The 24,953-nt window shown below is 54.7% G+C and carries 18 protein-coding genes; 13 read left to right on the forward strand and 5 right to left on the reverse strand.

The annotated features are described in order from the left end of the window. Positions 1-9 precede the first annotated feature (9 nt). The 12 genes from KP806_RS13565 (at position 10) to KP806_RS13620 (ending at position 17,055) form a co-directional block, all read left to right on the forward strand. Positions 10-1,773, forward strand: coding sequence for an ABC transporter ATP-binding protein (locus tag KP806_RS13565; RefSeq protein ID WP_224724227.1), 1,764 nt, complete (start codon positions 10-12; stop codon positions 1,771-1,773). Then, on the forward strand, positions 1,748-3,580 hold the full coding sequence (locus tag KP806_RS13570; protein WP_224724228.1) for an ABC transporter ATP-binding protein: 1,833 nt from the start codon (positions 1,748-1,750) through the stop codon (positions 3,578-3,580). Before KP806_RS13565 ends, KP806_RS13570 begins: the two co-directional genes overlap by 26 nt. 75 nt (positions 3,581-3,655) lie before the next feature. Beyond that, positions 3,656-4,600 (forward strand): cysteine synthase A, encoded by a 945-nt coding sequence (cysK, locus tag KP806_RS13575; protein ID WP_224724229.1) that lies wholly within the window; start codon positions 3,656-3,658, stop codon positions 4,598-4,600. Between the two features lie 482 nt (positions 4,601-5,082). Then, on the forward strand, positions 5,083-6,015 hold the full coding sequence (locus tag KP806_RS13580; RefSeq protein ID WP_224724230.1) for an AEC family transporter: 933 nt from the start codon (positions 5,083-5,085) through the stop codon (positions 6,013-6,015). Positions 6,016-6,295: 280 nt separating this feature from the next. Next, positions 6,296-6,988 (forward strand): ABC transporter ATP-binding protein, encoded by a 693-nt coding sequence (locus tag KP806_RS13585; protein WP_224724231.1) that lies wholly within the window; start codon positions 6,296-6,298, stop codon positions 6,986-6,988. Further along, complete coding sequence (locus KP806_RS13590) at positions 6,972-7,997, forward strand: efflux RND transporter periplasmic adaptor subunit (protein WP_224724232.1); 1,026 nt, start codon at positions 6,972-6,974, stop codon at positions 7,995-7,997. Before KP806_RS13585 ends, KP806_RS13590 begins: the two co-directional genes overlap by 17 nt. Positions 7,998-8,031: 34 nt before the next feature. Next, complete coding sequence (locus KP806_RS13595) at positions 8,032-10,914, forward strand: ABC transporter permease (RefSeq protein WP_224724233.1); 2,883 nt, start codon at positions 8,032-8,034, stop codon at positions 10,912-10,914. Between the two features lie 3 nt (positions 10,915-10,917). Further along, entirely contained in the window at positions 10,918-11,799 is an 882-nt protein-coding gene (locus KP806_RS13600; RefSeq protein WP_224724234.1) for an ABC transporter ATP-binding protein, read from the forward strand. Between the two features lie 233 nt (positions 11,800-12,032). Then, complete coding sequence (locus KP806_RS13605; protein ID WP_224724235.1) at positions 12,033-12,794, forward strand: SDR family NAD(P)-dependent oxidoreductase; 762 nt, start codon at positions 12,033-12,035, stop codon at positions 12,792-12,794. A 20-nt stretch (positions 12,795-12,814) separates the two neighbouring features. Beyond that, entirely contained in the window at positions 12,815-14,695 is a 1,881-nt protein-coding gene (locus KP806_RS13610; RefSeq protein WP_224724236.1) for a cache domain-containing sensor histidine kinase, read from the forward strand. Next, on the forward strand, positions 14,692-15,981 hold the full coding sequence (locus KP806_RS13615; RefSeq protein WP_224724237.1) for an ABC transporter substrate-binding protein: 1,290 nt from the start codon (positions 14,692-14,694) through the stop codon (positions 15,979-15,981). The genes KP806_RS13610 and KP806_RS13615 overlap by 4 nt, the downstream gene beginning before the upstream one ends. Positions 15,982-15,993: 12 nt before the next feature. Next, a complete protein-coding gene (locus tag KP806_RS13620; RefSeq protein ID WP_224724238.1) occupies positions 15,994-17,055 on the forward strand; it encodes a LacI family DNA-binding transcriptional regulator in 1,062 nt (353 codons plus the stop codon). Between the two features lie 704 nt (positions 17,056-17,759). On the opposite strand, the gene KP806_RS13625 is transcribed toward KP806_RS13620, so the two are convergent. Both KP806_RS13625 and KP806_RS13630 read right to left on the reverse strand, forming a co-directional pair. Then, complete coding sequence (locus tag KP806_RS13625; protein ID WP_224724239.1) at positions 17,760-18,008, reverse strand: hypothetical protein; 249 nt, start codon at positions 18,006-18,008, stop codon at positions 17,760-17,762. A gap of 367 nt (positions 18,009-18,375) precedes the next feature. Further along, positions 18,376-19,866 carry a GMC oxidoreductase gene (locus KP806_RS13630; protein WP_224724240.1) on the reverse strand — a complete coding sequence of 497 codons (1,491 nt, stop codon included), beginning with the start codon at positions 19,864-19,866 and terminating at the stop codon, positions 18,376-18,378. Between the two features lie 382 nt (positions 19,867-20,248). Between KP806_RS13630 and KP806_RS13635 the strand changes: the two genes are divergently transcribed. After that, on the forward strand, positions 20,249-21,337 hold the full coding sequence (locus tag KP806_RS13635) for a collagen-like triple helix repeat-containing protein (RefSeq protein WP_224724300.1): 1,089 nt from the start codon (positions 20,249-20,251) through the stop codon (positions 21,335-21,337). 140 nt (positions 21,338-21,477) lie between these two features. Here KP806_RS13635 and KP806_RS13640 read toward each other — a convergent pair whose 3' ends face one another. The 3 genes from KP806_RS13640 to KP806_RS13650 are packed head-to-tail and all read right to left on the reverse strand — an operon-like array spanning position 21,478 to position 24,844. Then, positions 21,478-22,653 (reverse strand): glycoside hydrolase family 130 protein, encoded by a 1,176-nt coding sequence (locus KP806_RS13640; RefSeq protein ID WP_224724241.1) that lies wholly within the window; start codon positions 22,651-22,653, stop codon positions 21,478-21,480. 23 nt (positions 22,654-22,676) lie between these two features. Then, positions 22,677-23,885, reverse strand: coding sequence for an AGE family epimerase/isomerase (locus KP806_RS13645; RefSeq protein WP_224724242.1), 1,209 nt, complete (start codon positions 23,883-23,885; stop codon positions 22,677-22,679). Next, on the reverse strand, positions 23,882-24,844 hold the full coding sequence (locus KP806_RS13650; protein ID WP_224724243.1) for a glycoside hydrolase family 113: 963 nt from the start codon (positions 24,842-24,844) through the stop codon (positions 23,882-23,884). Before KP806_RS13650 ends, KP806_RS13645 begins: the two co-directional genes overlap by 4 nt. Positions 24,845-24,953 lie beyond the last annotated feature (109 nt).

Genomic DNA, 24,953 nt, shown 5'->3' on the forward strand with positions numbered 1-24,953 from the left:
GATCGTTGCTTGAAACCGAAACGCATATTAACCGATTTTTTTCGCAAAACGTGGTACATCTATATGTTCTCGCTCTTATTTCATTTGATTTCGAACCTGATCAACGTGTTTTACCCGAAGGTGCTGGGGCAGTTCACCGATAAGCTGCAGCTGAAAGAGCTGACGAGCAGCCTGATTGTCGATTACAGCCTGCTGCTGCTGATGATCGGCGTCGGCCATGTCCTCTTCAACGGAGCTGCTCAATATCTGGTCATGTACGTGGGCAGGAGATTCGAATTTCTCGTGCGCGGGGGCTTGTTCCGCCACTTCACCCAAATGAGCGAGAGATTTTATTCGAGAAACGGCGTCGGCAAGCTGCTCAGCTACTTCATGAATGACGTGACGGCCGTCCGGGAGTCGATCTCCATGGGCTTTAACCAGACGGCGAACGCCTCGATGCTGCTGGTGGCGACTATGACGATGATGATCGTAAGCGGCATTCCTTATTACCTGATCCTGGCGTCGGTGCTCCCGCTGCTGCTGATCCCGTTCATCGTCGTTTATCTGGGGCCTATTATCAGAAAGCGCTCGCTTGAGGTGCAGGAGGCGCTGGGCAAAATGACCGAAACGGCGGAGGAGCAGTTCGGCGGCATCCGCGTGACGAAGAAATTCGCGGTCGAGGACATTATGAACGAGCGGTTCGGGAATACGGTTGAGCGAATCCGCCGGAACCAGCTTCGGCTGGTGCGGGTGTCTTCCTTTTTCCAGGCGCTCATTCCGTTTCTGGGTACTATCGCACTTATTATCGCACTGGCCTTCGGCGGTTATTTGACCATTGCGAAGCAGATGTCGCTCGGTAATTTCGTTGCGCTGACACTTTATGTACGGATGCTGATGAACCCTCTTCAGCAGATCGGCAACGTCATCAATTCGATTCAGCGCTCGAGGGCGTCCCTGCAGCGGCTGAACGAGCTTTTGTCCCAGCAGTCGGATATCGTGGAGCTGGACAATGCGAAGGAGGCCGATTTCGGCACGGCGGCTATCCGCATTGAAAACCTGTCCTTCTCCTACGGAAATTCGTCCAATAAAGTGCTGAAGGATATCCGCCTTGAGCTTCAGCCGGGCAAGACGCTCGGCATCATCGGCCGGACGGGAAGCGGAAAGACAACTTTAATGAAGCTGCTGCTGCGTACATGCGATCCGCCGCCGGGCACGATTAGCTTCGGAGGTACGGACATCAGGGAGCTGACGCTCGAAAGCCTGCGCGAGCAGATCGCTTACGTTCCGCAGGACGGCTTCCTGTTCAGCACAACCATCCGGGAAAATATCGCCTTCTACAAGCGCGATACGGAGCTTAAGACGGTCGAGACCGCCGCGCGCAATGCCCGGATCTATGACAATATCGTAGAGCTGCCGGAAAAATTCGAAACGAGGCTCGGCGAGCGCGGCTTGACGCTTTCCGGGGGGCAGCGCCAGCGCACAAGCCTGGCTCGCGGCCTCATCAAGAACGCTCCGGTCATGATCCTCGACGACAGCGTCAGCGCGGTCGATGCCGTGACGGAGAAGGAAATTATCGAATCGATCCAAAAGGAGCGCAAAAGCAAAACGACGATTATTATCGCCCACCGGATCAGCGCCATCAAGCATGCGGACGAAATTATCGTGCTGGATGGCGGCACGATCGTTCAGCGCGGCACACATTCAGAGCTGCTTGAGGAGCCGGGTCTTTATGCCGAGCTCCATGCCATACAAGAGGAGGGAAGTCAGCATGCGACCGGCACAAGCCATTCATAACTGGCAGGCGGACCAGAAGTCCGACCTTAGCCAGGCCGATCAAAAGCCGCAATACGTCTCGGCCTTCCGGGCCTTGTCGGGCTATGTAAGACCGCATATTTGGGCGTTCGTCGGCGTGCTTTGCTGTACCGTCATTGCGATTTTATCGGATCTGCTGCAGCCGTTCCTGATGAAAATCGCAATTGACGACAATTTGCTGGCGGGCAAAAACGACTACAAGGGCCTGCTGACCATATGCGCCGTCTATCTCGGCCTGTCGGTGTCCAGCTTCGCGTTCACTTACCTGCAGAACAATTTGCTGCAAAATATCGGCCAAAGCATCGTTGCCCGCATCCGCAAGCAGCTGTTCGGCCACATTTTGAAGCAGTCGATGAGGTATTTCGACCGGATGTCGAGCGGCAGCCTCATTACGCACGTGTCCAGCGATACCGAGGCGCTGAACCAATTTTTCAATCAGGTGCTGCTCAGTCTGTTCCGCGACGGCCTAACACTCGTCTTCATCATCGTGCTGATGTTCCAGCTCGATACGCAATTGGCGCTGTATTGCATGATCTTATTGCCGATCATCTTCCTGATCGCCATCGCGTTCCGCTCGTTCATGAGGGCTACCTATCAGCTCGCCAGGACGAGATTGTCGCGGATGGTCGCGTTTGTCGCCGAAAATTTGTCGGGCATGAACCTGGTTCAGGTGTTTCATCAGCAGAAGGAGCAGGAGAAGCAGTTCGACGAACGGAACGGGCTTTACTTTAAAGCGAATTTGAGAGAAATACGGACGAACGTCCTGTTTGGCCGTACCTTTGATATATTGAGCAATTTGTCCATCGCCTTTGTGACCTGGATCGGAGGCAGAGCGGTGCTTGGCCAGGATCTGGAGTTCGGGGTGCTGTACGCGTTCATTACTTACATCCGCCAGTTTTTCCAGCCGATCAATACGATCACCCAGCAGTGGAACACGCTGCAGTCGGCAACCGTTGCCGTAACCCGGATCTGGTCGGTATTCGCCAGCAAGCCGGATGTTACCGACAGCGAATCCGACCATGAGCTGAAGGCGATCAGCCCGGACAAGATCAAGGGACGCATCGATTTCGACGAAATCTCGTTTTCCTATGAAGAGGGCATTCCGATTATCCGCAATTTGGATCTTCATATTAAGGCCGGGGAGATGATCGGCGTCGTCGGCACGACAGGCGCGGGCAAAAGCTCGCTCATCAGTCTGCTCTGCCGTTTCTACGACGTGCGGGAAGGAAGCGTCCGGATCGACGGGACGGACGTGAAGGACTTCCCGCAGGCGACGCTGCACCGGGTCGTCGGCCTTGTCCAGCAGGAGCCGTACCTTTATTCGGGCAGCATCATTGAAAATGTAAGAATGTTCGACGAGACGATCACCCGCGAAGAGGTTATCCAGGCATGCGAATTCGTCGGCGCCGATTCGGTTATCAAGAAGCTGCCGGACGGCTATGATACGATGCTTTCCGAAAGGGGCAGCGGGCTGTCCGCAGGCGAGCGCCAGCTGATTTCCTTCGCGAGAATTATCGTATTCAAGCCGAAGGTGCTCATCCTCGATGAGGCCAGCGCGAATCTCGATTCCCAGACGGAGCAGCTGATTCAAAATGCGCTCCATATTGTATCTAAGAATCGTACAACGATCGTCATCGCGCACCGGCTGTCTACGATTATGAACGCCGACCGGATCATCGTCATGAGCCGCGGCGAAATCGTCGAGCAGGGCAATCACCGGCAGCTGCTGGAGCGCGGCGGTCATTACCGCGAGCTTTACGAGCATTCGCAGGGGCATGTCGCGGTGTAGCCGCGATAAGCTCCCGCACCAATAGTCGGCACGTGCCGCAAGGACACTTTATATAGAGACAAGGAGGCTGGGAGTATGAGCTTGGTCGTTAACAACATTACAGATCTGATAGGCGGCACTCCGCTCGTCCGACTGAACAACGTCGTTCCCCCGGACAGCGCCGAGATTTATTTGAAGCTGGAATTTTTTAATCCCGGCAGCAGTGTCAAGGACCGTATCGCGATCAGCATCATCGAGGAGGCGGAGAAGGACGGCCGTTTGAAGCGCGGCGATACGATTATCGAGGCGACAAGCGGCAATACCGGCATCGGGATCGCTTTGGTCGCGGCGGCCAGAGGGTATAAAGCGATTCTGGTTATGCCGGAGACGATGAGTCTGGAGCGCCGCAATCTGCTTCGGGCATACGGCGCGGAGCTGGTGCTGACGCCGGGGCCCGAAGGGATGAAGGGGGCGATCAGGACGGCGCAGGAGCTGGCGGAGAAGCATCCGGAATATTTTCAGGCGCTTCAGTTCGATAATCCGGCGAACGTCAAGATCCACCGCGAAACGACCGGTCCTGAAATCGTGAAAGCGATCGAGTCGCTGGGTGGAGGCCTTGACGGCTTCGTCGCCGGGGTCGGGACAGGCGGCACGATTACGGGAGCGGGCGAGGTGCTGCGGCAGCAATATCCGGACATCCGCATTGCAGCCGTCGAGCCGGCTTCGTCGCCGGTGCTTTCCGGCGGTTCGCCCGGACTGCACAAAATTCAGGGCATCGGTGCGGGCTTCGTGCCGTCCATACTGGATACGGACATTTACGACGAGATTATTCAGGTCAGCAATGAAGAGGCGTTCGAGCTGGCAAGGCGGGTCGCGAAGGAGGAGGGCATCCTCGGAGGCATTTCCTCGGGCGCGGCTATCCATGCGGCGATTCAGCTCGCGCAAAAGCTTGGAGCGGGCAAACGTGTCGTGGCAGTCATCCCGAGTAACGGGGAAAGGTATTTGTCCACCGTGCTTTATCAGCAGGAGCAGCAGTTGTAGCTGCTGCAGCTGAAGGAGGCTTGCGGCTGCGGTATGGACCTTCGCTGGAATGTACGGATTGTGCAATCAGTAACTTATCGCGCGCTCATTCGGATTACGGACATAGCAACTTATCACGCGGCGCATTCGGCTAACGAACTCAGTAACTCTTATATGCTCTAAATGTGCGGTTTTGAAAGTTTAACGAACTCCACTGGCGCTATTACCGATTTTTGGCCGTTGTTTGAGCTGCCGGCAGCCTTATAAAGCCGTTGAAGATCGTTAGAGTAGAACGGCTGCCATTTTCTCGGTGATAGAGTGACTGGGATTCGTTAGTGATTCGCCACCATTCGCCCTTTTTCCCCTAAGCAGGTGCATCATGTACCGGGCGCGGGCGGAAAAAGGGTTGCTTTTATTTGACGACTGAATCTAAAATGAGATGATGACCCGATAGAGTCCGCGACGGCTCTATTAATTGATAATAGAAAGAAGCAGATGCAGCAATGAGTATTTTTTTTCATATTTTGTTGAACAACGTGCTGCCGATGGGTATTATGATCGGGATCGGCGTCACCATTCAGCGGGCCTTCAAGCTGGATATAAAAACGCTTTCGAAGATGAACTTCTATTTGTTTTCGCCGGCAATCATGTTCGATTTATTGTACAATACGAGCATTTCGGCATCGGTGATCGGGAACATCTTATTTTTTGTCCTATTGTTTATGATTTTGCAGTACATCGTCGTAGAGCTCGTCATTCGCCTGCGGGGTTATAGCCCGGGGATGAAAAGCGCGATGCGCAACAGCGTGCTCTTCTACAACAGCGCAAATTACGGCATCCCGCTGAACCAGCTGGCATTCGCAGGCAACACGGCGACGCTGGCCGTTCAGATCGTCGTTATGATGGTGCAGTCGCTCGTGCCGAACACCTATGGCATCTACAACGTCAACGCGCATAAGGCCGATTTCCGGGCGATCATGAAGACGATTTCGTCGATGCCGGTCATATATGTCATACCGGTCGCTTTGTCGCTAAGAGCGTTAGAAGTGCCGATTCCCCAGTCGATCATGACGCCGGTCGAGTATTTGTCAAACGCCTTCATCGGAACGGCTTTGATTACGCTTGGCGTACAGCTCGGCAATATGGAGTGGAAAATCAAACGCTCGCTTCTGATCGATGTCAGCATCTCCGCCACGCTGCGGCTCGTCGCCGGTCCGCTGCTCGCCTGGCTGATCGTATCGCTGCTCGGGATGGACAAGCTGACGGCCGCCGCGCTCATCGTGTCGTCCGCGGTTCCGACGTCGCTCAGCAGCGTACTGCTGGCCGTCGAGTTCGACAACGAGGCGGAATTCGCCTCCCAGTCCGTATTCGTCTCGACGATCGTAAGCATATTGACGGTGACGGCGGTTATCTTTTTCCTCCGGCTGGACATCTAATTGCCTTAAAGGGTCGCCCTCGCTGCAGAAGCGAGAGAGCGGCCCTTCGCTGCGTTATGCGGCCGGATTCATTCCGCTGCTTTAGCAGAGAGCTTGGAGGCGAGGATGCAGACATCATTTGCAATTGATTAACATTTCCCTTATTTAATTTTGTTTTTGGCTATTAATAATGCTTGTACATCGATAGAGTCGGGGTTAAAATGAAAAAAGGCATGAATGAAAGCGATTAACAAAGATAGATTTTTAGTGCTGCTTGACTAGGAACGGAGGGGGAAGATGCATGCAGCTGGGTGAGCGCGAAATCATTCGTGCAAGCGCTTTAAAACGAACATTCGGAAAGGGTGCCGCCGCCGTGACGGTGCTGAAGGGAGTGGATTTGTCCATTTCATCGGGACGGCTCATCGCTTTAAAAGGAAGGTCCGGCTCGGGGAAAACGACGCTGATCAACCTGCTGAGCGCGCTGGACCGGCCGACCGAAGGCCAAATTATGTTTGACGGCATAGATTTGACGGCGCTGACGGGCAAAGAGAGAGATCAGGTGCGGCGCAAGGAGATGGGCCTTATTTTTCAATCCTTTGCGCTTATTCCGCTTATGTCCGCTTACGAGAACGTAGAGTTCATCCTGCGAGTGGCGGGAGCCGCGGGGAGCGGCCGCAAGGATGCGGCGGTCCAGGCCTTGGAGCAGGTCGGGTTAAAGAGCCGCATGCATCACCGCCCGTTCGAGCTTTCCGGCGGCGAGCAGCAGCGGACGGCCATCGCCAGAGCGATCGCCCATCAGCCCAAGCTGCTGCTTGCAGACGAGCCGACGGCCGAGCTGGACAGCCGGACGGGCCTTCAGATTATGAAGGTGTTTCGGGATTTGGTGGAAACGACCGGCATGACGATCGTTATGACCACGCATGATCCCGCCATTATGGAGATCGTTGACCAAGTGTATGAATTGGAGGATGGACAAATTGTCTCACAAGCTTAAACCGATATTAGGCTGGTCATTCGCACTGCTGCTCGGAGCTTCGCTCACAGGCTGCTCCCTGCTTCCTGCGGAGGAGAACGCCCTGAAGCCCCCGCTGGTCAAGCCCGCTCAGGAAAACTACCGTACGGTAACGGTAGAAAAAGGCACCATCTCACAGGAAATTAAGGGGAACGGCTCGCTGGAATCGACGGAATGGGAGATGGCCCAGTTCACGGGACAAGGCGGACGCCTTGCCAAAATGCTCGTCACCGCAGGAGATACGGTGAAGAAGGGCGACGTGCTCGTCCAGCTGAACGTAGACGGTCTGGACATTCAGCTGAAGGAGCAGCAGCTTGGGGTGGCCCGCGCGAAGCTGGCGCTCAAGCAGGCCAAAGGCGCAGGCGACGCCGATGCGGTAAATATCGCCCAGCTGCAGTTGGATATTGAGAACCTGAAGCTCGAGCGGCTGATGACGACCTTCAACAGCAAGCAGCTCGTCGCCGGCATGAACGGCCAGGTGACGTTCGTCGAGGATCTGAAGGAAGGGGATTTCGTGGAGCCGTATCAGACGCTTGTCACGATCTCGGATCCTTCGAAGCTGCGGGTTGCCCTTCGCGTCGAGAACTCCGCCGAAATCAGCGGCGTCGATGTCGGTTTTCCCGCATTGGTGACGTTCGGGCAGAGCGAGCTGGAAGGCAAAGTCGTTCAGACGCCTTCGTCGGCTCCGGCCACTATGAACGAGCAGCTGCAGGAGCGTTACTCCAAGACGCTTTACATCGAGGTCCCGAAGGTGCCGGCGGACGCTGAGATCGGCTCGTTCGCCGATGTCAAAATCATTTTGCAGAAGCGTGAGGACGTATTGACCATTCCGCGCAGCGGCGTGCGCAGCTTCCTCGGCAGGACGTTCGTAAGGACGCTGGAGGACGGCAATAAAGTCCGCGAAATCGACGTGGAAACCGGCATCAAAGGTTCTACCGATATCGAAATAACGAAAGGCTTGGAAGAAGGGGCCGTCGTCGTGCTTCAATAGAAAGCATGGTGCAATAAGCTTGGGAGGTTTTCGCGTGGCTTTGTTTGTCATGATTATTCGCAAAATGATGCAGAACAAATGGCTGGTCGCCAGTTTGTTTATCGGACTCTCGATATCGGTCGCCCTGGTCAGCAGCATGCCGATTTATTCGGAAGCCGTCTTGTCGCGGATGCTGGTCAAGGATTTGGAGAAGATGCAGGAGAACAGCAGCGTTTATCCGGGCTCCCAATACAGCAAGCTGTTTTTCACCAAAGAAACGCCGGAGCGGATGAGCGAGATTTATTCGAAGGTGGACGGCTATATAAAAGGCACGGCTTCGGGCAATTTTCAAATTCCGGTTCAGGAGCTGGTCACCGATTTTCAATCCAGAACGATGAAAATCAGACCGGTGAACGACCCCGATCCGACTTCGACGAGGTCGGTCAAAACCGTTTCGCTCCGCTCCTTCAGCGGATTGGAGGACCATATCAAGCTGACGGACGGCAGAATGCCGGCCGAGACGCAGCCTGTGGACGGCGTATACGAGGTGCTCGTCACGGAGCGGGCGCTCATTCAATACAAAACGGTGATCGGCTCGGAATTTGTTGTCAGCGACAATAAAATTGCCGGGGAAATAAAGCTCAAACCGGTCGGCGTTTTCGAGAAAAAGGAGGATGACGATCCCTACTTCAAGGATACCGATCTGAGCGAGCTGTCGGGCAGCTTCGTCATCAGCGATCAGACGGCGAGGCAGCGGCTCCTTCAGGAAGGGCAAATTCCGCTAGTTTCCATTGGATGGTTTTTTGTGCTTGATTACTCGAAGCTGGAGCTGCGGTTTGTGGACGATTTTGTTACGACGACGAGTAAAATCCACAACGTGCTGCTGAATTATGTCACGATCTATCAGTCCGTGTCGGAGACGCCTGCGCTGGACACGATCTCGTCCTATCTGGAGCGGGCGGATCAGCTGAGAACGCTGATGTGGTCCCTGAACGTGCCGGTTCTGATTATGCTTGGCTTCTATATGTTCATGGTGTCCAACCTGATCGCAGACCGCCAGAAAAACGAAATTGCCGTGCTGCGCAGCCGGGGCGCCGCGCGCTGGCAGGTCGTCACCTCTTATGCGGTTGAGGGACTTTTTCTGTGCGGACTTGCCCTTGGTATCGGACCGCTGCTCGGAGCTCTGCTTACGGAGGTGCTTGGCGCTTCGAACGGTTTCCTGGAGTTCGTGCAGCGTGTGCGGCTGCCGGTGCGGCTGACGGCGGAGGCCTATCGTTACGGCGCGATCGCAGCAGGCGTCTGCTTCATCATTATGCTGATCCCGATCGTAATGGCGACCCGGGTTACCATCGTCGGACATAAGCAGCAGCTGGCAAGATTGCTGAAAACGCCGCTTTGGCACAAAATGTTTCTCGATGTTCTCGCGCTTGCCTTGGCGATATACGGGCTCTACACCTTCAGAAAGCGGATGGAGGACCTGCAAAGCCTGGGGCTTAACGCAATGGATCTGAACATCGACCCGCTGCAGTTCGTTATCCCGGCATTGTTCGTGATGGGAGCGGGCCTGCTGCTTCTGAGGCTGTACCCATGGATTCTTAGACTCGTCTATTGGATCGGGAAAAATTGGTGGCCGCCTTCCGTTTACGCGACTTTAATCCAGGTCGGCCGTTCAAGCTCGCAGTATCAGTTTCTGATGATTTTCCTCATCATGACGATCGCGACGGGCGTGTTCAGCGCTTCAGCCGCGCGGACGATCAACAATAATACCGAGGACCGGATCCTTTACGGCAACGGCGCAGATATCGTGCTGAAGTCAGAGTGGATTAACGATGCTCCGCCTCCTCCGATGCCGGGAGCGCCGGGCGGAGAGCAGACGGTCGAAGCTCCGTCGGTCATTCATTACCTGGAGCCGGCTTTCGAACCGTTCCGCACGCTTCCAGGCGTAGAGTCGACTGCAAAAGTGTTCAAAAAGGAAGCGGGCTTCAGCATTAACGAAGGCAACGGCACGGCTTCCCTCATCGGCATCGATACCGATGAATTCGGGGCCACGACGTGGTTCCGGGACAGTCTGCTCGATCATCCGATCAATGACTATCTGAATCTGATCGCAACGGATCCGCAGGCGGTGCTGATCTCGCGGACGCTGGCCGAGCAGAAAGATGCAAAAGCCGGCGATACGATTTGGGTAGGGTGGGACGACGTCCCTCAGCAGCCGTTCAAGGTGTACGGCGTTATCGATTATTTTCCGACCTTTAACCCGAATCCTGCGGTCGGCAGCGTCGATGTGAGCGACGAAGAATCGGCCTCGAACGCACCGATGCTGATCGTCGGACATCTCCCGCGGATCCAGGTGCAGCTCGCGCTGGAGCCTTACGAGGTGTGGATCAAGCTGAAGCCGGAAGCGACGACTGCCGAATTTTACGAGGGGCTTGCCGAATCCAAGCTGCCGGTTACGGAAATTACGAACGCGCGAGAGGAGCTGACCGCAGCCAAAAACGATCCGTTCCTCATGGCTCTGAACGGGATTTTGACGTTAGGCTTCGTCCTGTCGATTCTGGTGAGCTTTATCGGCTTCCTCCTGTACTGGGTGCTGTCGCTGCGTGGAAGAACGCTGCAAAACGGCATTTTGCGGGCGGTCGGCTTATCCCTAAAGCAGCTGATCGGAATGCTCGCTATCGAGCAGCTGCTCACCTCCGGCGTCGCGGTGCTGATCGGTATCCTTGTCGGCAACGCCGCCAGCCTGCTATATGTGCCGAACTTCCAAATCGCCTTTAATCCGAGCAGCCTGGTGCCGCCGTTTAAGGTGATGTTCGAAGCCGGGGACTTCATGCGCATTTACGTGCTGGTCGGATTTATGCTCGCGGCCGGACTCGGCATTTTGGCCTTTATGCTGTCGCGGCTTCGCATCCATCAAGCGATTAAGCTCGGGGAGGATTGACGGATGATACATTGCGAAGGATTAGTCAAAATATACAAAACGGCGGATCTGGAAGTGTTTGCCCTGCAGGGTTTGGACCTCCAAATCGATACCGGCGAACTGATGGCCATTATCGGCAACAGCGGAAGCGGCAAATCGACGCTGCTGAACATGCTTGGCGGCCTCGACCGCCCGACCGCAGGCAAGCTGATTGTCGACGGCAAGGACATGCTGAAATTCAAGGAGCGCGATTTCGTCCGCTACAAACGGGAGAGCGTCGGCTTCGTCTGGCAGAACAACGCCCGCAACCTGATTCCGTATTTGACCGCACTGGAGAACGTGGAGCTGCCGATTCTGCTGACGGGAGCGCGCAAGCGCTGGCGGGCGAAGGAGCTTCTCGATGCGGTCGGCCTAAGCCACCGCGCCTCCAACAAGCTGTATGAATTGTCGGGCGGAGAGCAGCAGCGCGTCGCGATCGCGATTGCGCTGGCCAACCATCCGAAACTGCTGCTCGCCGACGAACCGACCGGCTCGGTCGATTCGCGCATGGCGGGCCAAATCCTTGATTTGTTCCGCGAGCTGAACCGGTCGATCGGCATAACCGTCGTCATCGTCACGCACGATCCGGAGCTGGCGAAGAAGGTAGACCGCGTTGCGGCGATCCGGGACGGCAAAATTTCCTCGGAGATGCTGCGCAGGCGCTCCTACGCCGAAGAGCTGGCCGAGCTGGAGCAGGAGGAGGACGAGGAAGGCACGCATGTCGAATACGCCGTGCTCGATAAGGCGGGCAGGCTGCAAGTGCCGGCGGGTTATCTGGAATCGATCGGCGTCAAAAATTCCAACAAGCTCCGCGTCGAGCTTGCCGAGGGGAAAATCGTGCTGCTTCCTCCGGAGGAGAAGGAGTAACATACACTTACCCGTAAGAACAGGGCTGTCCCGAGTGTCATCGACGATGACTGGGACAGCCCTGATGTCGTATGAAGCCTGGTTATGCATCTGGAGCCTCCGAGGAAATTTACATCGGAGATGTAAAATAGTTGACTTTTTGGTAGCATAATAAATAATAAAATATATAACAACTCAAACGAATGAAGCTTCCTGTGAAATCATTCCCATAAACATAGAAGGGTGATACCGACATGCAAATTGATTTGTCCAACAAAACGGCTTTAATAACCGGAGCTTCCGGAGATTTGGGGCGGGTGATGGCGCGGACGATGGCGTCCTGCGGCGCCGACATCGTGCTGCATTACCTTCGGAATGAAACGAAAGCGAAGGAGCTGCAGCAGGAAATTACGGCTCTCGGCAGACGGGCGATTATCGTGCAGGCCGATATTACGAATGAGCGCGAAATCGCCGCAATGAAGGAAAAGGCGGAGGCGGAGCTCGGTCATGTCAGCATCGTAGTCGCCAACGCGGTCGTTCAATATAAATGGACGAGCATATTGCAGCAGGCGCCGGAGGATTACGTGAGCCAGTTCGAGTCCTGCGTCATGCAAAACGTCTATTTGGCCAAAGCGTTCGTTCCCGCGATGATCGAGCGCAAATGGGGCAGAATGATCGGCATTAACACGGAATGCGCGATGCAGAATGCTCCCAGCCAATCGGCCTACGTGGCGGGCAAGCGCGGAATGGACGGCATTTACCGCGTGCTGGCTAAGGAAGCCGGCGAGCATCAAATTACGGTGAACCAGGTGGCGCCGGGCTGGACGATCAGCGACCGCGACCGGGCCGCAGGCTCGGAGGAGAACGCGGCATACTCGAAAAACGTTCCCCTGAAGCGCAGAGGCACCGATCAGGATATCGCGAATGCCGTTGCTTTTTTGGCGTCCGATTTGGCCGGCTTTATCACAGGAGCCTACATTCCCGTTAATGGCGGCAACGTCATGCCTGCTATTTAGCCTTAAGGAGCAACCGGCCAATGGGCGCAAGAAAACGGCTTTGGCGCCTTTGGGCGGCCATCGGCAGCATGAGAATGGAGAGAAAGCTGTTTCTGGTTTTTCTGCTTCTGATCACGCTGCCGCTATCGTTTATCGGGTATCTTTCCTACAGCAACTACTCCAGGTCCATCGAGGAGAAAACGATCGTCTACTCGACCAAAATGCTCGAAAACATGATGGTGAGAGTGGACGATTATATCGAAGATATGGTGCGTATTTCCTCGATTCCCGCTTATCAGGACGATATCAAGCAAAATTTGATCCGCTCCAACAGCTATTACGCACAGAGGCGGCAGTCCACTCCGGGCGAAGGCGCCTCACAGGTTCCGGAGGATTTTAATTTGCTGCTGTCGATCCAGCGGGGAATCGAGGGCAACATCTCGTTCATTAACACGATCAAAAGAGGGGCCAATTCGGTTTATATTTTTGATCAATACGGAAACGGTTACTACTCGGCTGGCGCCGGCGGCATCCGTTTGAACGTGAAGGAAAGCTACGACAGCTGGGTGGAGAGCGTCAGCGCGTCGGGCGGCGAAGCCAAGCTGTTCAGTACGCAAAAATATACGAGCAATTTGAAAAGCGTGCGGTATGCCTTTACGGTAGTGAGGAAGGTCATCGACAAATCGCTGAAGCCGATCGGCCTGATCGCAGTGGATGCTAACGTGAGCGTCATCGAGGATCAGATTAGCGAGCTGGACAAGGTCACGGGCGGCAAATCGCTTATTATAGACGAGCTTGGCAATGTCGTCTACGACAGCGAGCGGGCTCTGCTAGCTACGAATATTAAAGACGCTCCTGAAATAGTGCGGGCGGCGGGAGCGAAGGGCAGCTTTTATTTTGAGCGCGACGGGGTGAACCGGCTCTACATTTATACGACATCTCCGAACACGAGCTGGAAGGTGATAACCTCGATTCCCGTCAGCGTGCTGACGAGGGATGCCGACATTATCCGCAACGTGACGCTGATCGCTACGAGCGTTACGATACTTGTCGCACTGCTGATTTCCTTCGTTTTCTCGTATGCCTTAACGAATCCGCTGCGCAAAATGATGCGGCTGATGAAAAATGTGCAGGAAGGCGATTTTAACGTCCAGTTCCAGGTGAAATACCGCGACGAGGTCGGCCAGCTCGGCAATCAGTTTAACCGGATGATCGTGCGGATCGACCAGCTTATTCAGGATATTTATTTAATGGAAACAAAGAAGAAGGAAGCGGAGCTGCATGCGCTCCAGAGCCAGATCAATCCTCATTTCATGTACAATACGCTGGAGTCGATCCGGATGGCGGCCGAGCTTAACGATGACCGGATCGCAGCCGATATGCTGGCGATTCTAGGGAAGCTGCTGCGCTACAGCATTAGCGACCTGCATGAGGAAGTGACGCTGGAGAACGAGCTGGAGCATGTGCGCAATTACGTGGAAATGCTGAATTACCGTTATCCGAACCGGTTCCGCCTGGAAAGCCGCGTAGCTCCTGAGCTGCATCGCTATCCGGTCATTAAGCTTGTTCTGCAGCCGATCGTGGAAAATGCGATTTATCACGGAATGGACGAGTCCAAGCCGGTAATGCTCATTTCGATCGAAAGTGAAGTGACGCGTACCTCGCTGCTGCTTCGGATTCGGGACAACGGCACCGGAATGAACGAGGAGGCGCTGATGCGCCTTAGCCGGAAGCTTGCGGGCGCGGAGGACGCTCATGCGGGTGAAAAGCGGAAGACCGGCGGAATCGGGCTGAAAAACGTGAACGAACGAATCAAGCTACACTTCGGAAACGGATATGGCTTAAAGGTGAACAGTGTGCCCGGTCAGGGTACCGAGGTTGTGTTACATCTTCCAATCGAGGCAGGAGGAGGAGCAAGATGAACAAAATCCTTCGATTTCTTCTGTTCGCCTGTCTGGTTTGCGCCGTCGCTGCCGCCGGCTGCGAGAAGGGGCCGGCGGGCGAGCCGGCAGAAACGGAGCCGGCGAAAAACGCGGACAGTGCGGAACAACCCGTCGTGCTCTATGTGCTGACGAACCGGATCGATCTGATCGAGAACGGCGTTTTTCAATCGTATGCGGACCGGTTCGCGCAGGATCATCCGTCGGTTACGGTACGGTTCGAGGGCATACAAAATTACGCCAGCGATATTATGGTCCGGCTGTCGACTCAGAATTTAGGTGATGTGCTGCTGCTTCCGAACAATATTAAAAACGAAGCGCTGCCGGATTACTTCGAGCCGCTTGACGACCGTCTGTTCGAGCATATCCGCTTCGCAGATTTCAAAGCGTTCTCGGGTAAGCGTTACGGCATTGCGACAGGCTCTTCGACGTCGGGCATCGTCTACAACAAGAAGGCATTTGCGGCTGCCGGAATTAAGAAAGTTCCTGTGACGCTGGACGAATTTTACGCGGCTTGCGAGCGGCTGAAGCAGGCCGGAATCGTGCCTATCTATTTGAACTACGGGGCGCAATGGCCTCTCATGTCGTGGGGCGAGGATCTGGTGAGCTATATGACGGGCGATCCCGGATACTTGAACGAGATGGCGAATACGGATGAGCCGTGGACCGTCGACGGTGCATGGGGGCAAGCGATTTCTATCGTCAAAACCTTAATCGACCGCGGCTATGTCGAGAAGCAGCTCCTCACTAACCAATGGGAAACGTCGAAGACGGAGCTGGCGGGCGGCAGGGCAGCGATGTATTTGATGGGCAACTGGGTCATTAATCAGATTGTCGCGGCGGGCGCGGAATCCGGCGACATCGGTTTTTTCCCGTTCCCATACGACAATTCGGACAAGCGTTACGCCCCGATAAGCCCCGACTGGTTCGTCGGCGTCAGCAAATTCAGCGGCAACAAGGTGCTTGCGGAGCAATGGGTTTCGTTCTTTGTGCATGAGTCAGGCTATGTGGACGATTCCGGCTTCCTGCCGGTGGACGTGAACAAGCAGCCGGAGCTGCCTCAGTTTCAGCAGTTTTTATCCTTCAACAGCGAATTTCTCGAACGGCGCGCACCGAGCGACAGGCTGCTGGAAATTTCCGCCGCGGCGCAGATCGCCTTCTGGTCGGGCGATTATATTCAGGATTGGATCGCCGCTCCCGATCTGTTGGCCATCTTTGATCAATACAACGAGCGCTGGAAGGAAGCAAGAACCATTACCGAAAGCTAAGGTGGAGTCCTCATGTCCAAAAAAGTAACCATGCAGCAAATTGCCGATTATATCGGCGTATCCAAGTTTGTCGTTTCGAAGGCGCTGTCGGGGAAAGGCGGCGTCAGCGAGACGACGAAGGAGCGGGTCATTCAGGCCGCGTCCCAGCTTGGTTATTTTTCGCAAAAAAACGCTTATGTCAAGCCGATGAAGCTGGAGCAGCTGCAAACGGCGCCTGCGGCGGGCAAGCAATCCGTGCTGGTGCTTATGCCGAACATCCGCTTTCAGACGAAGGAGTCGGCGTATTGGGGACGCATCCTCGACGGAATCGCCGCCCGGCTGGAGGAGGACGGCTTCGGCATGGTCATCGTATCCGAGCAAAGTGTCGAGCATTTTATGCATGTGTTGAATCCGAACGGCATTTTGGGGCTGATCGGCGTAGGTGAAATTTCGAGCGCGCAGCTGCTGGAGGTGCACCGGATCGGCTTGCCGATGGTTCTCGTCGATCACGAGGATATGCTGATCCCGAGCGACACGGTGTTCGCGAACAATTACGAATCGATGTACCGGCTTACGAAACATCTGATCGGGAACGGCCATAAGCGGCTGTGCTTCGTTGGAGATATCAGCTACTCGAGAAGCTTCAAGGACCGATATCTCGGCTTCCGGAGCGCGCTGGAGGAAGAGGGGACGGCCGTCAGCGCGGAGGATTGGCTGCTTCCGGTAGAGGGCCTTACGCACGAGCAATTCGAGGAGTCGGTCAGCAATTGGGCCGCCAAGAAACAGAAGCTCCAAGCGCTGCCGACGGCGCTGCTGTGCGCCAATGACATGATCGCGATCGGCGCGGTGCAGGCGCTCGCGGGGCTCGGCATTTCGGTGCCGGGCGACGTCTCGGTAACCGGCTTTGACAACATCGATTCCGCTTACAGAATGACACCGGCGCTCACGACCGTCCACGTGCCGAAGGAGCAGCTTGGCCGCCGAGCGATTGAGCGGCTGCTTGGGCGTATCGCGAGCAAATCGGACCCTATGGAGAAGCTGCTGCTCGCAGGCGAGCTTCTGTACAGGGAGTCGACAGCCCCGGTGAAGGAATAGGGGCTGCCGCCGCCGCCCTGCAGTTGCCCTGCAGTGCCGCCGCCCGTCTGCTGGCGACAGCCCGTCTGCTGGAAGCAGTCTTTCTGCTGCCGCAACCCGTCTGCTGGAAGCAGTCTTTCTGCTGCCGCAACCATTCTGCTGTAGAAACTGCAGCAGAAACCTGACATGAGGCGCACTCCCGCGACTTCTGCTGCACAAATGCACCGGAATCCACTCTTACCTGGCCAAAACTGGGGAATTCCGCCCAATCTGCTGCAAAAAGTGCATGGCAGCAGGATGGCGGGAGAGTAAACTAACATTCTACTGTATTAAGTGCATTCTAGCATGTCTATAAGCTATTCTTTCTCTCTCGATCGAAGCCACATTTCTCTCAGGCTAGATCGTCCGCGGTCTGCTCATCTGCATGCGGTCTGCTCATCTGCATAATGTACTTCTGCTGTAGAAACTGCAGCAGAAACCTGACATGAGGCGCACTCCCGCGACTTCTGCTGCACAAATGCACCGGAATCCACTCTTACCTGGCCAAAACTGGGGAATTCCCCCCAATCTGCTGCAAAAAGTGCATGGTAGAAGGTGGGCGAGACGGTAAAGAAACATTCTGCTGCAAAAAGTGCATTCTAGCTGACCAGCAAAGGGACAACATTCCCTGTAATCTACCGTATAGTGAGTAACTTACATAATAGGCTACAAATTTCTAACAGCCGCTATCGTTTTTTGTTTTTGTTGCCATTGGGGCGTTTGGCGGGTGAAGCGCCGCCGTTGTCCATTGACGTATCCGTGCCGTTAGCTCCGTTTCGGGCTGAGCTCTCGCCGCCGGATGAACCGCTGTCGCTGGATGTGCCGCTTCCGCCGGAGGAAACGGTGGTTTGAGTAATATTAATCGTGCCTACATTGCCGAAAATAATCGTTCCTTCGTTGTTTTCGATGATGATCCTTCCGATCTGGCATCCCATCTATCATCAGCAATCCTTTCATCGGCTCTATTAGATTCATAATGCTGCATATACTCATTCTATGAGTCAATGAAAGGATAGGTATTGGCGCTTCGTAGAGGTACAGGCGCCTTTTTTATGATGTTTGAGAGGAGGAGCATAATCTATAGCGAATCTATATCTTACATTAATTTCCGTTTACTAAGAACTTATCGGGTTCATCACGAATGCTCCCGAATTTGAATGGATGACCGGTATTCTGGGAACCAGGGATGCGCATGGGCTGTATGAGCAGTTTGAGTTTCAAAGAGAACCGGATCGGTTTATGAAAAGAGTGCCGCAAGCCCGGAAAACGTAATGGTAGCCGGAGAAATTTTTTAAGTCGCAGTCATCCATCGATCCTCTCACTCAAATAATCCGCTGTGCGTATAGCCAGGGCCACGGTCGTCAGCGTCGGGTTCGCCGCACCGCTTGAAGGCAGAACGCTGTTGTCGGCAACATACAAACCTCGAACGCCATGGAGCTGGCCGAAAGGATCGACCGCTGAAGTCAAAGGATCCTCTCCCATCCGGCACGTTCCCGACTCGTGATTGTCGTTTCCCGGGAGCGACAGGCATAGGGGGAGCATAAACGACGAAGATTTGCCCGTAATGGCGGCTGCCGCTTGCCGGATGAAATCCGCCATCCGATCGATCACTTCCCGGTCTTTGTCGCTATAAGAGAATTGAACCTGGATTTCCGGAACTCCATAAAGATCCCTCCGATTTTTGTCCAGCATTACCCTGTTTTCAAACCTCGATTCGACCCTTCCGTAACTAAGAATACGCACCTCCCAATCCTCTCGGACCGGTTTTTGCTCATATTGGGGATACCAGGCAAACGATCCCGGCCCCTGGATTTGCAGCTGAAACGGCCGCCCCTCCGAAGCCGGATACAGAATGCCTAACGTGCCGAGCACCTCCGGGAACCCTTCGACGTTCAGCGTTAAAACCCCCGTTAAACTGGAATGGTTCGTTAAATAACGGCCGATCGCCGGCCCTTGAATACCCGAATTCAGAAGAAGCCGCGGAGTCTCGAAGGTGCTGCCGGACAATATGATATTTTTTGCTTCGAGCGCATACGGTTTTAAATCCTTTGACATGACCGTAAGGCCCAGCGCTTGGCCATTTTCGACGTGAACCTGCACGGCGCGCGCCTTAACCGCAAAATCGAAAGACATCAAATTTAACGCCTCGGCAAAAAAGGAAATCGAACTGAAAAACGCATCCGAGCGGACTTCGCCATACCGGGTTGCGGTCAAATCAACTGCCATCGGAATCTCCACGGCATCGTCAAAACCCGTATTCCATAGTCTTTCCAGCAAAATTTGCGTGATTGAAGACCCGGCGGCATAAGCCTGCGTAACATGCATCGCTTGCTCTGCCAGCTTGTAATAAAACTGCATTTCCCGCAGCGGAATCGGCCATTGCCGCATATCGGAGGCTGGCATTCGGGGGCTGACCGTTCCCCAAGTCAGGGTTCTGCCGCCCAGCGCAAACAGCTGCCGGGCACCGGGAAATTCGGGAAGCGTGAGCCCAAGCGGCCTTAATATGCGCGGGTTATAGATGTAGTCAAACCATCGGCCCCGGTTCAATGTCGGCACGTTCCATGCATGTCCCGGAGTCATCAAGCCGCCCGCATCGATAATGCCGACTTTTCGTCCGGTTCCGCGCCATTGATTGCACAGCCGCCACAGCGCCGCGCCTCCCCCTGCACCTGTACCTACTACCAGCACGTCATACCGGGTACGCTCCATCTGTTCCAATCCAACGAGAGGAATCCAGGTATCCTGCGGTGTTTCCGGGAAGGGCAGCGGACATGCAGGAAAAACAGAGTCCATAGCGCATACCTCCGGGTCAAAATACGATTTTCAAGTATATGCATATGACTTTATTGAAATTTTTATGATATTATCTTTTTTTACAAAATATAGGCGATAGCCGATAAATGCGCGCTTGTACCTGAGGAAAGAGCGCAGTCATTCTTGCCCTAGCAGATATATGATGGTAGGACACGGGAACAGATCAGTCAGCAGGCTCCTGTCAGCTTTACATTGACCAGCCTATAAGGAGAGGTGGCTAAGAGTGAGTAATTGTATTCCTCCTAATGAAAAAAAGAATGTTTTATCCAAATTAAAAGACCTGAAGCTTCATGCTGCACCATACAAAAAAATTTGCAAAAAATGTGAAGAGAGTGTTGAAGTCGAGAAGACTATCATGAGGATGGAATTCCACGAGAAGGTGATTAAAGGAAAAAGGAAATGCAAGAGGAAGCGCGGACCCGTCGGTCCTCAAGGGCCTGCAGGGCCAAGGGGACTTCGCGGACCGCAAGGACCGCAAGGGCCGGCGGGACCTGGCTGTATAGAGCCGCCGCCTGTCGCCACTCAAATCGTGTATGTCAATAAAGCGGGTAATGACGCGACGGCAGACGGCTCCGAATGCCATCCGTTTCTGACGGTTACGGCGGCGATGGCTTCCATTGTGGACGCTACGCCAACGAAGCGTTATGCGATTGTCATCGGTCCCGGCAACTATTCCGAACCGCTGGTTCATCTTAAAGCAAACGTTCAATTAGTCGGAGCCAGCACTTTATTGACAAGATTGTCTATTCCGTTCGATATCAACGATCCGACTTGGTTTGAAACCGGCTTTGTGAATGATAACCGTTCCGGCTTCGTTGATCTGACCCTGCTCACAGGCCCGCTTGACTTTAACTTTGTAACAGCCAGCAGCTTTAGCGGCAAGTTGTTTTTTGTCAGCGTCAATATAACACCGTCTCCGACCTTTACTGCTCTAACGACCTCCGTCAACCAAGTCAATATCCGGGATTGCATGCTGTCCTCCGGGTACACGCAAAACGGGATTAACATGGTTATGTTCGCATCCTTTGTTTCCAGCGGCAATATCGTAATCAACTCTCAAGCGACGACAGATGCTCAAGTCAATCTGGTCGGCGGCGGCATCAACGGAAATGTGATCATCAACGTTCAATCCGGCCATATTCCGATCGATCCTTTGAATCTAACCAGCTTTGCGATTACAGAAAATATTTTCAACCCGTTCCCGAATTCGGGGCAGCTTATCGTAAATGGAGTCAATAACGTAATCACAAGAGTCAGAGCGACTGTCGATTCGATTCCGATTCGTTCCCGGGTAATACTCACTGGCACGAATACTACCCTAATTAGAGTGGACGATGCATTTGGACTAGCCTATACGTCTGGCAACCCGGCGAACTGGGTGGATCCTGATCCGACGACCGTACAAGAAGCATTGGATCGAATTGCAGCGCAAATTGGTCCTATAGCCTAAGGCCTGATGTCCGGCATCAGCAGAGAAATGTCAGGACAAGCCGTACAAGGTCAATAAGCTCAAAAAAAGCGGAAGCCCAGGAATGCATGACCGTTCCTGGGCCGCCGCTTTTTATAAGTTAGACGTCGATATTCGGACGATTAAACCGTTAAAGACATATTCCGCTCGATCAAAGCGATGCGCTGCTCCACGCAGGCGTAAGAGCGGAGCGGGTCCTCCGGCGTGTTAATGCAATAGTCAAGAAGCTGGCCGACCGTCGTTACCGCTACGTGGCAGCGGGTGTCCGACGACGCATAATAGATGTAGACGTCTCCGTTCTCTCTGGCGATGACGCCGTTGCAGAACGCTACGTTGGAGACGTCGCCAACCCGCTCGATGCCTTCCGGCGCAAGCAGGTGTCCGCCCGGGCGATGCGTGACCATGTCAGGCTCTTTCAGATCGGAGAGGAAGGCATACAGGACGTAACGAAGCCCGGCAGCAGTATTGCGCACTCCGTGAGCGATATGGATCCAGCCTTTATCCGTTTTGATCGGAGCGGGACCCTGGCCGTTCTTGACTTCCTTGATCGTATGATAATGGCGCTCATCGATAATCGTCTCGCTTTCGATCACCGCGTTCTCGATCGTAGCCGACAATCCCCAGCCGATGCCGCCGCCGGAGCCCGTATCGATGAAGCCGTCCTGCGGGCGGGTGTAGAACGCATATTGGCCGCCAACAAACTCGGGATGCAGCACGACGTTGCGCTGCTGGTTCGAAGCCGTCTTCAAATCCGCGAGACGCTCCCACTGCTTCAAATCTTTTGTTCTTACGATGCCGCATTGCGCAACGGCGCTGGATAAATCGCCCTTCGGAGCATTCGGGTCCTTTCTTTCCGTACAGAACAAGCCATAGATCCAGCCGTCCTCATGCTGAACGAGTCTCATGTCATAAACGTTAATATCCGGATCGCTCGTCTCGGGCAGAAGAACCGGGAAATCCCGGAACCGGAAGCCGTCTACGCCGCTGTCGCTTTCGGCAATGGCAAAAAACGATTTGCGGTCATTGCCCTCAACTCTTGCAACGAGGTAGTATTTTCCGTTCAGGAAGATCGCTCCCGGGTTGAAGACGCAGTGGACGCCAAGGCGTTCCATGAAATAGGGGTTCGTCTCCGGGTTGAAATCGTACTTCCACTCCAGCGGGGCATGCCCCGCTGTCAGCACGGGATGCTCGTACCGGTCGAAAATGCCGTTTCCGAGCTCTGCCGGCTTGTTTTTACGGGCGATTAGCGCCTCGTAGCGCTCTGTCAACTGCTGCTTGCGCTGTTGAAATAGACTCATGAAATCCAATCCTCCATTATGATTTAATGTGCTGCCGTCACGCCGCCAAGGCGCTCAAGCATTTCGAAGCATGCACGCCCGTTATGGTACGGGCATTTCCAAGGGCTGACCTTTTGCTCGTTGCTGCTCGGCTTTCCGTCGCGGGTCACGCTCCAATGCCATTCGCCGAACTCCTTGTCAACGATGAAGCTTTCAATGAAACGCCAGGACCGCTCGGCCGCTTCGCGGTATTTGGCGTCGCCCGTCATCTGATAGGCATTATAAAAGCCGACGACCGCCTCGGCCTGCGGCCACCAGTCCTTGTGCGAATCGATTAGCGTGCCGTCACCGTCCGCCTCGTTAAACATGCCGCCGTCCGTGTCGATGCCTTCGTTCAAAGCTGCCTCCGCCATGCGGAGCGCGACGGCTTTTACCTCCTCCAGAAGCGCTTCATCGCCGAGCACCTCGGCCGCTTCGACAAGCAGCCAGCTGCCTTCGATATCGTGGCCGTACGAAATATGCTCCGATTTGCCGCTCCATTGCTCGTCGAAGAAGAGGATGAAGTGCGCGGTATCCGCGTCAACAATATGCTTGACCGTCACCTCGATCAGCTCCTTCAGCTTCCCGTGCAGCTGCTCCGACTTCCATACTCGGTACAGATTCGTATAGGCTTCCATGATATGGAGGTGGGTGTTCATCGATTTTTTCTCGTTCAAATCCTTTTCGCTCAAGCTGTTGTCGTCCGTTTCCCGCCATTCCCGGGTCATCGCTTCGAAATATCCCTTGTACTCCTTGTCGTAGCTGTAACGTTCCAATATATCGTACAGCTCGACCGCCTGCCGGAACGCCGCCTCGTTACCCGTCGCCCGGTAATACTCGGAGAACGCATAGATGGCGAACGCTTGCCCGTACACCTGCTTCTTGGTATCCAGCGGATGTCCGCCGGCATCCACCATCCAGTACAGGCCGCCGAATTCCGGATCGATAAAATGTTCAAGGATGTACTGGTAGGCCCGATCGGCGACGGCCAAATACCGTTCATCGCCGAAGAGGCGGAACGCCGACGCGAAGGTCCACAAAATGCGGGTGTTCAGCACAAGGCTTTTGCCCGCCTCGGGATTCACGCTCAAGTCGCGGCCGATATAACCGTAAAAGCCGCCGCGCCGCTCGTCGACCGCATGATTCATCCAGAAGCCGAGGATATTGTCGTCCAGCTCCCTACGGATGCTGTTCAGCCACTGCCGATCACTCATCTTGCCGCACTCTCCTTTATTTTGGCTCCGAAAAATTCCCGGACCGTCCGCTCCGCCTGCTTGCCGAACATGCAGTAATCGTCGTTCCCGGAAGCCATGCTTTCCTCGTAAAGCTTCGCCGGCCAGTCCCACAGCATAAAGCCGCCGACCCAGCCGCGCTTCTCGCACGCCCCGAACATATCCTCGTAAAAGAGCCGCTGCGCCTCCTCGCTTGGCGCCCCCTGAAGTCCCCAATCGTTTGGCAGGTGTTGCGAGCCTTCACGGCTCGGGCAGCCGGCCTCCATGAAGAAAAACGGCTTTCCGTGACGAAGGGTAACCTGTTCGATCCGGTCCAGCTGCTCCTCCCAGGTGCCGACCGGGTAATAACCGCTGGAGGAGATGACATCGACGGCATCCCACCATTTGACCTGATCCTCCTGGTATTTGTCGCAGTTGTAGGTCACGATCCCGGAATAAACGCGCCGAACCTCTGCGATCAGGCTGCGCCATTCGGACTCGCGGCGGTCTGTCTGCACCATTTCGCAGCCGATGCACAGCATCTCGCAGCCGGTTTCCTCGGCGATTCGCGCATAATGAAGAATGAATTCCGTGTAGGAAGCGAACCATTCGGACCATTTCGGCTCGCAAGGAACGTCGATATCAAAAAAATTAATGTGAGCCCGCCACGTACCGTCCGCGCAGTTGACGACCGGCTTCAGGCAGACCGATAAGCCAAGCTCCTTCGCTTTGCGGATGGCGGCATAAACCTCCTCGTCCGTAACGGTAGGGGCCTCGCGGAATTTGATTTGAGTTGCCTGCGCATGATCCTGAAGGGCGCCGAGAGTGATCGCCGTCCAATTCACGTTCAGCCGCTCGGCCATAAGCTCCATCGACCGGTCCGCCTCGGGTCCGGTCCAGGTGCCGCGGACACCGGTCCAGCCCCAGGTCATCCCGCCGATATAGGCGGATCGATTTGACATTGAAATCGCCTCGTTTCTTGACTAACAGATTTTGTTATTGCTAATAATGCGTTTGTTATATAACAAGTTAACAGGGATTCACTCCGGTTGGCAATACTTTTTTTTATTA

The organism is Paenibacillus vietnamensis (assembly GCF_020169515.1).
GTDB lineage: Bacteria > Bacillota > Bacilli > Paenibacillales > Paenibacillaceae > Pristimantibacillus > Pristimantibacillus vietnamensis.